The organism is Mycobacterium sp. NGS69 (assembly GCF_059812165.1).
On sequence record NZ_JCALCD010000001.1, the window covers coordinates 410,416 to 422,041 of the forward strand.

Annotated in this window: 11 protein-coding genes; 6 read left to right on the top strand and 5 right to left on the bottom strand. The window is 69.0% G+C overall.

Going from position 1 to position 11,626, the window contains the following annotated elements:
- Window positions 1-7: 7 nt before the first annotated feature.
- The 3 genes from hsaC to hsaA are packed head-to-tail and all read right to left on the bottom strand — an operon-like array spanning window position 8 to window position 2,969.
- A complete protein-coding gene (hsaC, locus tag AC5Y2S_RS02165; protein ID WP_499953508.1) occupies window positions 8-910 on the bottom strand; it encodes an iron-dependent extradiol dioxygenase HsaC in 903 nt (300 codons plus the stop codon).
- Window positions 907-1,785 (bottom strand): 4,5:9,10-diseco-3-hydroxy-5,9,17-trioxoandrosta-1(10),2-diene-4-oate hydrolase, encoded by an 879-nt coding sequence (gene hsaD, locus AC5Y2S_RS02170; protein WP_499953509.1) that lies wholly within the window; start codon window positions 1,783-1,785, stop codon window positions 907-909. The genes hsaC and hsaD overlap by 4 nt, the downstream gene beginning before the upstream one ends.
- The gene (gene hsaA / locus AC5Y2S_RS02175; RefSeq protein ID WP_499903821.1) at window positions 1,785-2,969 is read right to left on the bottom strand and encodes a 3-hydroxy-9,10-secoandrosta-1,3,5(10)-triene-9,17-dione monooxygenase oxygenase subunit; all 1,185 of its coding nucleotides are present in this window, start codon (window positions 2,967-2,969) and stop codon (window positions 1,785-1,787) included. The genes hsaD and hsaA overlap by 1 nt, the downstream gene beginning before the upstream one ends.
- Before the next feature lie 147 nt (window positions 2,970-3,116).
- On the opposite strand from hsaA, the gene AC5Y2S_RS02180 reads away from it, so the two are divergent.
- Both AC5Y2S_RS02180 and AC5Y2S_RS02185 read left to right on the top strand, forming a co-directional pair.
- A complete protein-coding gene (locus AC5Y2S_RS02180) occupies window positions 3,117-4,199 on the top strand; it encodes a 2Fe-2S iron-sulfur cluster-binding protein (protein WP_499953510.1) in 1,083 nt (360 codons plus the stop codon).
- Between the two features lie 28 nt (window positions 4,200-4,227).
- Window positions 4,228-4,761, top strand: a complete 534-nt coding sequence (locus AC5Y2S_RS02185; RefSeq protein ID WP_499903823.1) for a hypothetical protein — start codon at window positions 4,228-4,230, stop codon at window positions 4,759-4,761.
- Between the two features lie 69 nt (window positions 4,762-4,830).
- Here AC5Y2S_RS02185 and AC5Y2S_RS02190 read toward each other — a convergent pair whose 3' ends face one another.
- A complete protein-coding gene (locus AC5Y2S_RS02190) occupies window positions 4,831-6,942 on the bottom strand; it encodes an acyl-CoA dehydrogenase family protein (protein ID WP_499953512.1) in 2,112 nt (703 codons plus the stop codon).
- Window positions 6,943-7,222: 280 nt separating this feature from the next.
- Between AC5Y2S_RS02190 and kstR the strand changes: the two genes are divergently transcribed.
- Entirely contained in the window at window positions 7,223-7,822 is a 600-nt protein-coding gene (gene kstR, locus AC5Y2S_RS02195; protein ID WP_499881787.1) for a cholesterol catabolism transcriptional regulator KstR, read from the top strand.
- Here kstR and AC5Y2S_RS02200 read toward each other — a convergent pair.
- The gene (locus tag AC5Y2S_RS02200; RefSeq protein ID WP_499953514.1) at window positions 7,819-8,901 is read right to left on the bottom strand and encodes an Rv3575c family transcriptional regulator; all 1,083 of its coding nucleotides are present in this window, start codon (window positions 8,899-8,901) and stop codon (window positions 7,819-7,821) included. The two genes, kstR and AC5Y2S_RS02200, sit on opposite strands and share 4 nt — an antisense overlap.
- A 129-nt stretch (window positions 8,902-9,030) precedes the next feature.
- On the opposite strand from AC5Y2S_RS02200, the gene AC5Y2S_RS02205 reads away from it, so the two are divergent.
- The 3 genes from AC5Y2S_RS02205 to AC5Y2S_RS02215 are packed head-to-tail and all read left to right on the top strand — an operon-like array spanning window position 9,031 to window position 11,608.
- Entirely contained in the window at window positions 9,031-9,918 is an 888-nt protein-coding gene (locus tag AC5Y2S_RS02205; RefSeq protein WP_499954326.1) for a metal ABC transporter solute-binding protein, Zn/Mn family, read from the top strand.
- 8 nt (window positions 9,919-9,926) lie between these two features.
- On the top strand, window positions 9,927-10,751 hold the full coding sequence (locus tag AC5Y2S_RS02210) for a metal ABC transporter ATP-binding protein (RefSeq protein ID WP_499953516.1): 825 nt from the start codon (window positions 9,927-9,929) through the stop codon (window positions 10,749-10,751).
- Window positions 10,748-11,608, top strand: a complete 861-nt coding sequence (locus AC5Y2S_RS02215; RefSeq protein ID WP_499953518.1) for a metal ABC transporter permease — start codon at window positions 10,748-10,750, stop codon at window positions 11,606-11,608. Before AC5Y2S_RS02210 ends, AC5Y2S_RS02215 begins: the two co-directional genes overlap by 4 nt.
- Window positions 11,609-11,626: the final 18 nt, after the last annotated feature.

The window sequence follows — 11,626 nt, forward strand, 5'->3', positions numbered from 1 at the left end:
CCTCGGGCTAGGCTCGGAAGCCAACCGTGAAGTCGTGACCCCACAGGCTCACCGCGGTGCTCTCCCGGGCGATCCAGTCGTCGTCGGCCACTTGCCGCCCCTCGCAACCGAATTCGACGTCGAAGCCACCCGGCGTCTTCATGTAGAACGACAACATCAGGTCGTTGACGTGGCGGCCCAGCGTGGCCGACATCGGCACCTTGCGGCGCAGCGCCCGGTCCAGGCACAGGCCCACGTCGTCGGCGTTTTCGACCTCGACCATCAGGTGCACGATGCCGCTGGGCGTCTGCCCGGGCATGAAAGCGAGGCTGTGATGACGCGGGTTGCAGCCCAAGAACCGCAGCCAGACCGGCGCCCCGTCGGCGGGCCGGCCCACCACCTGCGGCGGCAGGCGCATGGAATCGCGCAGCTTGAAACCCAGCACGTCCCGGTAGAAGTGCAGGGTCTCGTCGTCGTCGCGGGTGGTCAAAACCACATGCCCCAGGCCCTGCTCGGCCGTGACGAACTTGTGCCCGTACGGGCTGACGACGCGGCGGTGTTCCAGGGCGGCGCCGTGGAACACCTCGAGGCAGTTGCCCGACGGGTCGGAGAACCGGATCATCTCGTCCACCCGGCGATCGGCCAGCTCGGCCGCGGTGGCCTCCTTGTACGGGGTGCCCTCCACGTCGAGCCGATTCCGGATCTCTTGCAGCCCTTCGGCGTTGGCGCATTCCCAGCCGGCCTCGCTCAGCCGGTCGTGCTCACCGGGCACGATGACCAGCCGGGCCGGGAAGTCGTCCATGCGCAGGTAGAGCGCGCCCTCGGTGGTGCCCTTGCCCTCGACCATGCCGAGCACCTTCAGGCCGTATTCGCGCCACGCCGCCATGTCGGTGGCCTCGATGCGCAGATAGCCCAGCGACCGGATACTCATCGCACGCCTCCCAGGAAATCAACGGTCAGCCTGTTGAACTCGTCGAACTTCTCCACCTGCGCCCAGTGCCCACATTGCCCGAAAACGTGCAGCTGCGCACGCGGAATCGTCTTCAGCGCCACCAAGGCGCCGTCCAGCGGGTTGACCCGGTCCTCGCGCCCCCAGATCAGCAGCACCGGCTGGCGCAGCTGGTACACCTCGCGCCACATCATGCCGAGCTCAAAGTCGGCCCCGGCGAACGACATTCCCATCGCGCGCGTCGCGGTCAGCGATTCCGGCGTGCTGGCCAGCGCGAAGCGCTGATCGATCAGCTCCGGGGTGATCAGTTTCTGGTCGTAGACCATCACCCGCAGGAAGGCCTCGAGGTTCTCCCGGGTCGGTTCGACGGAGAACTTGCCCAGCCGCTTGACGCCCTCGGTGGGGTCCGGCGCGAACAGGTTCACGCTCAGCCCGCCGGGGCCCATCAACACCAGGCGCCCGGCCCGGTCGGGGTAGTCGAGGGCGAACCGCACCGCGGTGCCGCCACCCAGCGAATTACCCACCAGCGGAACGCGTCCCAGCTCCAGCTGGTCGAAGAGCCCCTTGAGCGCCCGGGCGGCATAGCGGTTGAACTGGCCGTGCTCGGCGCGTTTGTCAGAGTGCCCGTAGCCAGGCTGATCGACCGCGAGCACGTGGAATCGCTCGGCCAGCACCGCGATGTTGCGCGAGAAGTTCGTCCAACTCGACGCGCCCGGCCCGCCGCCGTGCAGTAGCACCACCGTCTGGTCGTTGCCGACGCCGGCCTCGTGGTAGTGCAGCTTCAGCGGCCCGTCCACGTCCACGTCGGCGAAGCGCGACGTGGACTCGAACGTCAACTCCCCCGTCGTTGTGGTCATCAGACCATCGTGTCGCCGGGCGGCAGCCCGAACTCGTTGTTCCCGAAGATCACGTAGGCGCGCTCGGGGTCGTTGGCGGCGTGCACCCGACCGGCATGCGCGTCGCGCCAAAACCGTTGCACCGGCTGGTCAATGCCCAACGCGGTGGCGCCGGACGCCTCGAACAGCCGGTCGATCGCGGCGATCGAGCGCCCGGTGGCGCGCACCTGGTCGCGGCGCGCGCGGGCCCGCAGCTCGAACGGGATCTCCTTGCCCGCGGCCAGCAGCGCGTACTCATCGGCAACGTTGCCGGACAGCTGGCGCCACGCCGCGTCGATGTCGCTGGCCGCCTCGGCGATGCGGACCTTGGCGAACGGATCGTCCTTGGCCTTCTCGCCGGCGAACGCCGCCCGCACCCGCTTGCCCTGGTGCTCGACGTGCGCATCGTACGCGCCGTAGGCCATGCCGACGATCGGCGCCGAGATGGTAGTGGGATGCATTGTGCCCCAAGGCATCTTGTAGACCGGGGCGGTGTTCGTCTGGTATCCGCCGGCGGTGCCGTCGTTCATCGCCTTGTAGGACAGGAACCGGTGCCGGGGCACGAAGACGTCCTTGACCACCAGCGTGTTGCTGCCGGTGCCCTTCAGGCCGACGACGTGCCACACGTCGTCGATGCGGTACTCGCTGCGCGGGATGAGGAAGCTGCCGAAGTCCACCGGACGGCCGTCCTTGATCACCGGGCCGCCGACGAACGTCCACGTGGCGTGGTCGCAGCCCGACGACCAGTTCCACGAGCCGTTCACCAGGTAGCCGCCGTCGGTGACCACTCCGGCGCCCATCGGGGCGTACGACGACGAGATCCGCGTCTTGGTGTCGTCGCCCCAGACCTCCTCCTGGGCCTGCTGGTCGAACAGCGCCAGGTGCCAGTTGTGCACGCCGATGATCGAGCTCACCCAGCCGGTCGACCCGCACGCGCTCGCCAGCCGGCGGACGGCCTCGTAGAAGACCGTCGGGTCGCACTGCAGCCCACCCCACTGCTGCGGCTGCAACAGGGTGAAGAAACCGATGTCCTCGAGCTCCTGGACCGTCTCGTCGGGCAGCCGCCGCAGGTCCTCCGTCGCCTGAGCGCGCTCCCGGATCTTCGGAAGCAGATCATCGATGGCGGTTAACACCGACTGCGCGTCACGCTGTTGAATGGACGTCACTTACGTTGCCTCCCGGGAGTTCGGACTTACCCAGAAGACTAGAACACGTTCCGATTTGTGTCGAGCAGGGTATTCCTGCGGCTGGTAGCGGTATATATCGGGTTTTCTGTAACATGTTCTAGTTGTGTCGAAAGGAAGGGACGGGTCTTGACGGAAGCGATTCCCGACGAGCCGCTGGGTGACCACGTCCTGGAACTGCAGATCGCCGAGGTGATCGCCGAGACCGACGAGGCGCGGTCCCTGGTGTTCGCCGTGCCGGACGCGCCCGGCGATCCGGGCATCCCGGCGGAGCGGCTGCGGTACGCGCCGGGCCAGTTCCTGACGCTGCGCGTGCCCAGCGACCGCACCGGGTCGGTGGCGCGCTGCTACTCGCTGTGCAGCTCGCCGTTCACGGATGAGGCGCTCACGGTAACGGTCAAGCGCACCGCGGACGGGTACGCGTCCAACTGGCTTTGCGAGCATGCGCAGGCAGGCATGCGCATCCACGTGCTGGCCCCGTCGGGCAACTTCGTGCCGAAGACCCTCGACGACGACTTCCTGCTGATGGCCGCCGGCAGCGGAATCACCCCGATCATGTCGATCTGCAAGTCCGCCCTCGCCGAGGGCGGCGGCCAGGTGACGCTGCTCTACGCCAACCGCGACGACCGCTCGGTGATCTTCGCCGAGGCGCTGCGCGAGCTGTCTGCCAAGTACCCCGACCGGCTCACGGTGCTGCACTGGCTGGAATCGCTGCAGGGGCTGCCCGGCGCGGCCTCGCTCGCGAAGCTGGCCGCCCCCTACACCGACCGACCCGTATTCATTTGCGGGCCAGGCCCTTTCATGGACGCGGCCCGCACCGCGCTGGAGGGGCTGAAAGTGCCTGCGGCGCAGGTGCATATCGAGGTGTTCAAGTCGCTGGAGTCCGACCCGTTCGCGGCGGTCAAGATCGAGGACACCGCCGAGGGAGACCTTCCGCCTGCCACCGTGGTGGTGGAGCTGGACGGCGAGACGCACACGGTGTCCTGGCCGCGCCACGCCAAGCTGCTCGACGTCCTGCTCGCCAAGGGTCTCGACGCCCCCTTCTCCTGCCGCGAAGGGCACTGCGGCGCATGCGCCTGCACCCTGCGCAGCGGCAACGTCAACATGGAGGTCAACGACGTCCTCGAACAGCAGGACCTCGACGAGGGCCTGATTTTGGCCTGTCAATCTCGCCCCGAATCTGATTCGGTAGAAGTCACCTACGACGAGTAGGCGCGTAGCGAACCGGAAGGGGACGCCGATGAACCGGCTGTTACCGGGATTTGCGGTCGCCGGAGCCGTGCTGGCGTTCCTGCCGGGTCCCGTGGCTTCGGCCGCGAGCAACGAGGCGACCACCCTGTTCCCGCTGGACGGGCCCAATCAGCTGGAGACGCACGCCTTCCTCAACTGCTTCAAGGCCGACGGCCACTGCGATTTCATCGTCGGGGCCGATACGCGCACGCCGGACGGCGTGACCGGGTTCCCGCCCGGTCTCTGGGCGCGCCAGACCACCGAGGTTCGGTCGCCGAACCGGTTGGCGTACCTGGACACGCACGCCAACGGCCAGTTCGAACGGGTCCACAAGGCGATGGGGTCGGACGAGATCACCACCGTCTACTTCGGTGACGGACCGCCCGACAAGTACCAGACGACCGGCCGCATCGACTCGGCCGACTGGCAGACCGGTCAGTCGAAGACTGACATCAGCGTCATCCTGTGCACCCACATCCAGGTGGTCTACGGCGGGGTCAACATCACCTCGCCCAGCACCTGCGCGCAGACGACGTTTTCTTAATCGCCGAGCCTGTATTTCTGCAGGGAAAGTGCGAGTGAGGGCCTGCGAATCTACAGGCTCGGCGAAAAGCTAGCGGGGCAGGCCGAGCAGCCGCTCCGCGGCGACGGTGAGCAGGATCTGCTCGGTGCCACCGGCGATAGTGAGGCAGCGGGTGTTGAGGAAGTCGAAGACCGCTTGGTTGCGGATGAGGCCGCCGCCCTCGGCGACGTCCATCGCGTATTCGGCCAACGCCTGCCGATAGCGGACGCCGATGAGCTTGCGCACGCTGGACTGCGCGCCGGGGTCCTGGCCGCCCACCGCGAGCTGGGCGATGCGCTGGTCCAGCAGCGCGCCCGTCTGGGCGGTGACGATCAACCGGCCCAGCCGATCCTGCTGCGAAACGTCGAGGTCCAGCTCCGCCAGCGCCTCGAGCAGCTCTTCCATCGGGTTGCCCAGCGCGGTCCCCGAGGCCATCGCGATCCGCTCATTGGCCAGCGTGGTGCGGGCCAGCCGCCAGCCGTCGTTGACCGTGCCGACGACCATCTCGTCGGGCACGAACACGTTGTCCAGGAAGACCTCGTTGAACAACGCGTTGCCGGTGATCTCGCGCAGCGGCCGAATCTCGATGCCCGGCGATTTCATGTCCACCAGGAAGTAGGTGATGCCCTTGTGTTTCGGGGCGTCGGGATCGGTACGCGCCAGGCATACACCCCACCGCGCCTTGTGCGCGGCGGACGTCCACACCTTCTGCCCGGTGAGCAGCCAGCCGCCCTCGCCCCGCACCGCTTTGGTGCGCAGCGACGCCAGGTCCGAGCCGGCCCCCGGCTCGGAAAACAGTTGGCACCAAAGGAATTCTCCGCGCAGCGTGGCCGGCACGAACTGTGCGATCTGTTCGGGCGTGCCGTGCTCGACGATGGTCGGCGCCGCCCACCAGCCGATCACCAGGTCGGGGCGCACCACCCCGGCCGCCGCCATCTCCTGGTCGATCAAGAGCTGCTCGGCCGGTGAGGCGCCGCGCCCGTAGGGCGGCGGCCAGTGCGGCGCCTGCAGTCCGGCCTCGGCCAAGGCGACCTGGCGCTGTTCTTCCGGTAGCGCGGCGACCTCGGCGACGGCGGCGGCGATCTCGGCCCGCTGGTCCTCGACGTCGCTGAGGTCGATACCCAGCCGGCGCCGGACGCCGTCCTGGGTCAGCTCGGTGATGCGCCGCTGCCAGCGCTCGGCCCCGCTGAGGAACCGCCCGATGGCGTGCGCCCGGCGCAGATACAGGTGTGCGTCGTGCTCCCAGGTGCAGCCGATGCCGCCGAGCACCTGGATGCAGTCCTTGACGTTGGCCTTCGCGGCGGCGATGCACGTGCTCGCGGCCAGCGCCGCCGCGATCGAGAACTGGTCCGCATCGGACTCCGCCGCGGCCCGGGCCGCGTCGACGGCCGCGACCTCGGCCTGCTCGGCGCGGCACAGCATCTCGGCGCAGAGATGCTTGACGGCCTGGAAGCTGCCGATCGGCTTGCCGAACTGCTCGCGCACCTTCGCGTAGGCGACCGCGGTGTCCAGCGACCATCGGGTGACGCCGGCGGCCTCGGCGGCCAGAACGGTCGCGGCCAGTTCCTCGACCCGCCGACCCGCATCCGCGATGACCGTGGCCGGCGCCGACGTCAGCACCACCCGGGCCAGCGGGACGGAGAAGTCGGTGGCCGGCAGCGGTTCGAGCTGCACGCCCTCGCCGCCGGTGTCGACGAGCAGCCACGTCCCGTCGGCGGGCAGGACAATGACGGCGCCTTCCGCGGCGCCCAGCGCCCACGGCAGGATGCCCGAGGCCCGCGACGTCACGCCGTCGAACCGCACGTCACCGTGCAGCGCGACCGCGGCGAAGCGTTCCCCTGCGGCCAGCGCGTCCAGCACTTGTTGGTCCTCGACGACGAGGGTGGCCAGGGCCGTGGTCGCGACCGGGCCGGCGACCAGCGCCTTGGCCGCTTCCTCGACCATCGCGCACAGGTCCTCGATGCTGCCGCCCGCGCCGCCGCGCTCCTCCGGAATCGCGACCCCGAAGAGCCCCAGGTCGGCCAGGCCGGCGAAGACCGGCCGCCACGCGTCGGGGTTGCCCTGTTCGACGTCGCGTACGGCCTCACTCGAACACGAGCTTCGCGCCCAGTCGCGCACCAGCGCACGTGCGGCGAACTGTTCGTCGGTGACGGTCGCTACCACCCTTTGGTCCTCCGCGCGCTTGGTTCGGGATGAAGGGGCACTCTGTCTACTTGAAAGCCCACTAGAACGTGTTCTAATAGTGCCAGCGATCGAGCGTCAAGTCGAACGCCATTACAGCAGTACACGTGGTTGTCCTTGCTGCGGGGAGGTGGGAAATTTACGCCCAGCATGCGTATCGTTTGCGGACGAGCCACCCGAATAAGGAGCGCGCCCTCAAATGTCGTCAGCGAACCCAGACTCGGCCGACGTTCCTGACTCGCAGCCGCGCGAGGTCATGAACGTGGCGGTCCTGGCGGAGTCCGAGCTCGGGTCGGAGGCGCAGCGCGAACGCCGCAAGCGCATCCTGGACGCCACCATGGCCATCGCGTCCAAGGGCGGCTACGAGGCGGTCCAGATGCGCGCCGTGGCCGACCGGGCCGACGTGGCCGTCGGAACGCTGTACCGGTATTTCCCGTCGAAGGTGCATTTGCTGGTGTCGGCCCTGGGCCGGGAGTTCGGCCGGATCGACGCAAAAACCGACCGCTCCGCGGTCGCCGGCGGCACCCCTTTTCAACGGCTGAACTTCATGGTCGGCAAGCTCAACCGCGCGATGCAACGCAACCCGCTGCTCACCGAGGCCATGACGCGCGCCTACGTCTTCGCCGACGCCTCGGCGGCCAGCGAGGTCGACCAGGTCGAGAAGCTCATCGACAGCATGTTCGCGCGCGCGATGAGCGACGGCGAACCGACCGAGGACCAGTACCACATCGCCCGGGTGATCTCGGACGTGTGGCTGTCGAACCTGCTCGCCTGGCTCACCCGCCGCGCCTCGGCAACCGACGTCAGCAAACGGCTGGACCTGGCCGTGCGGTTATTGCTCGGCGAACACCAGCCCGGCTAAGCCGGCGGTCCGGCGGTGCGGCCCCGGATCAGCTCGGTGTCCAGCAGTTCGACGACGGGCAGGCCCGTCCTGGGCGGCTTCAGCAGCAGTTCGCCCGCCCGATGTCCCTTCTGCAGGCTGGGCTGCGCCACCGTGGTCAATCCGCGGCCGATCGCGTCGGGCACGCCGTCGAACCCGGTGACGGTCATCTGTCCCGGCACGTAAATGCCATGCGCGCGAAGGTAATCCATTGCCGACAGGGCCAGGATGTCCGCGGTGCACATCAGCGCGGTAATCCGCGGATTGGCTTCCAGCGCGGCCCTGGCGGCGGCGCCACCCGATTCGGGTAGGTGCTCGTAACTTTCCACGACGATCAGCGAATCCGGGTCGACGCCGGCGGCCGTCATCGCCTCCCACACGCCGACAATGCGTTCGCGTTGCACGTCGAAGGCGGGCGACCGCAACCGGTCGGCGTCTACCAGGCCCTGCCGCCGGTCCCGGCCCAGCCGCATGGTGAGCAAACCGATCTCGCGGTGCCCGAGCCCGAGCACATAGTCGGCAAGCTCGCGCATCGCCGCCCGGTCGTCGATACCTACCCGGGACACTCCCGCCAGGCCCTTGGGCTGGTCGACCACCACGACGGGCAGGCGCCGTTGCAGCACCACCTCCAGGTAGGGGTCGTCGTTGCAGGCCGAATACACCACGAAGCCGTCGACCCCGGCCCCGAGCACCGCGGCCGTTCCGTCCTCGAGGCTGCGGCTCGCGCCGACGGCGACCAGCAGCAACCCTTGCCCGAGCTCCTCGCACGACCGCGCCACCCCGGCAACGAAATCCCGCGCCGCCGCGTCGGAAAAGAAATAAGTCAGCGGTTCGGCCATCACCAAACCCACCGCGCCGGCCTTGCGGGTCCGCAGCGATCGCGCCACCGGGTCGGGTCCCGCATACCCCAGCCGCTTCGCCGTCGCGAGCACCCGTTCGCGTAGGTCGGCGGAAAGCTGATCGGGCCGGTTGAAGGCATTCGAGATCGTGGTGCGCGAAACCTTCAGTTCGTCCGCCAACGACGCCAGAGTCGCACGCCGGCGCGGTGCGGGACTCCTCACGTTCGGTGACGCTACAGCGGGTCGCCGGTGGGGCGCCCGAGGAGCCGCTGCGCCACTTTCTAATGGAAACGATTTTCATTAGTATTATGGGTCGGCCGCGGGCGGAAGAGGACGGAAATGGCAGGCAGCATGGCGCGTCGGCGTTCGGCCGTCCTGATCGCCGTGGCCGGCTTGATCGCGCTCACCGGCTGCGCCGGTCCGGCGCGCCCGCAGGCGGCAACCGTGGTCGCGTCCACCGACGTGTGGGGCAGCGTGGCCAGCGCCGTCACTGGCCGCCACGTCGCCGTCAAGTCCATCCTGACCGGCTCCGATACCGACCCGCACTCGTATGCGGCCAGCCCCTCGGACGCCGCCGCGATCACCGACGCCGCCCTGGTCGTCTACAACGGCGGCGGCTACGACCCCTGGGTGGACCAGGTCCTCACCGGGCATCCGCGCATCAAGTCGGTAGACGCCTATTCGTTCGTCCCGGCCGGCAGCGGGGAGCCGCCGAACGAGCACGTCTTTTACGACCTGGGCGTCGCCAAGTCGGTGGCCTCCTCGATCGCCGACCGGATGGCGGCCATCGACCCGGCCAACGCCGCCGACTATCGAGCCAACGCCGCCGCGTTCCGCCGCGCCGCCGACGCGATCGAGGTCTCCGAGCACGCCATCGCCGGCGCATATCCCGACGCCGGAGTCATCGCGACCGAGCCCGACGTGGACTACCTGCTGGCCGCGTCGGGCCTGGTGAATCGCGCCCCGGCCACGTTCGCCGCCGCCGGCGAGAACGAGACCGATCCGTCGCCGGCCGACATGGCGAAGGTGCTCGACATGATCAAGCGCCGGCAGGTCTCCGCGCTGCTGATCAACCCGCAGACGTCCAGCTCCGCGGTGAGCGGCCTGGAGGATGCCGCCCGGCGCGCGGGGGTGCCGGTCACCGAGGTGCGCGAGACGCTGCCCGACGGCATCGACTACCTGACCTGGCAGCGCAACACCGTCAACCAGCTGCTGGCCGCCCTGCGGTCGAGCCGATAGGCGCGGCCGTGACAGTCGAAGCGGTCCGCGCCGTCGATGGCCATGCCCACAGCGTCTCGCTTTCCGGCGCGCGGCTGGCGTTCGGCGACCGCGTCCTGTGGGACCACCTCGACCTGTCGGTGCGGCCCGGCGAGTTCATCGCCGTGCTGGGCCCGAACGGCAGCGGCAAGACGTCGTTGCTCAAGGTCCTGCTCGGGCAGCTGCCCCTGAGCGGTGGCGTCGCGTTGGTCGACGGCCGGCCGATCACCTCCGGCAGCGGCAGCATCGGCTACGTCCCGCAACATCGCCCGATCGACCGCGAGGTGATGCTGCGCGGCCGCGACCTGGTTCGGCTGGGCATCGACGGACGACGCTGGGGCGCCGCGCCGCTGCGATCATCCGGACGGGCCCGCCTCCGCGCCGCCGTGTCCGAGGCGCTACGCCAGGTCAATGCCGAACACCTGGCCGACGTCCGGGTCGGCATCATGTCGGGCGGCGAGTTGCAGCGGATGCGCATCGCCCAGTCACTGGTCAGTGACCCGATGCTGCTGTTGTGCGACGAGCCGCTGCTGACCCTGGACCCGGCGAACGCCAAGCTGGTGTCGGCGCTGATGGACCGGCGGCGCCGCGACGCCGGAACCACCGTCATCGTCGTCACGCACGAGATCAACACGATCCTGCCGTACGTGGACCGGGTGCTTTATCTCGTCGACGGCCGCTTCGAGATCGGGACCGTCGAGCAGGTGATGTCCAGCCAGACGCTCTCGGCGCTGTACCGCGCCGACATACAGGTGGTGAAGGTGCGCGACGGCTACGTGGTCGTCGGCGAGCCGGACGACGGGTGCGGTGGATGAACCGCCGGCTCGCCGACATGCTGCACCACCTGTTGTCCTTTGACCTCACCACCGACCTGCTCCGCCACGACTTCGTCCAGCAGGCGCTGGCGGCGGGCGCGCTGCTGGGGCTGGTGGCCGGCCTGATCGGGCCGTTCATCGTGATGCGCCAGATGTCGTTCGCCGTGCACGGGTCCAGCGAATTGTCTTTGACGGGAGCGGCTTTCGCGTTGTTGGTGGGGTTCGAGGTGGGCGCGGGGGCGTTGATCGGCAGCGCCCTGGCGGCGGCGCTCTTCGGCGTCCTCGGCCAGCGGGCCCGGGAGCGCGACTCGGTGATCGGCGTGGTCCTGGCTTTCGGGATGGGGTTGGCGGTGCTGTTCATTCACCTCTACCCAGGACGGACGGGGACCGCGTTCGCGTTGCTGACGGGTCAGATCGTCGGTGTCGGCTATACCGGCCTGACGATGCTGGCGCTGGTTTGCCTGCTGGTGATCGCAGTCCTGGTCACGTGCTATCGCCCGCTGTTGTTCGCCACCGTCGACCCCGAGGTCGCGGCCGCGCGCGGTGTCCCGGTCCGCGTCCTGGGCATCGTGTTCGCCGCGCTGGTGGGCGTGGTGGCCGCCCAGGCCGTGCAGATCGTCGGGGCGCTGCTGGTGATGTCGTTGCTGATCACGCCGGCGGCCGCGGCGGCCCGGGTGATCTCGTCGCCCGCGGCGGCGATCGTGGCCTCGGTGGCCTTCGCCGAAGTCGCCGCGGTGGGGGGCATCGTGCTGTCGCTGGCACCCGGTGTTCCGGTGTCGGTGTTCGTCGCGACGATTTCCTTTGTCATTTACCTGGTTTGTTGGTTCCTCGGGCGACGTCGCGAGGTCGCCGCCTAGCGTCGGAATAAGCTGGGC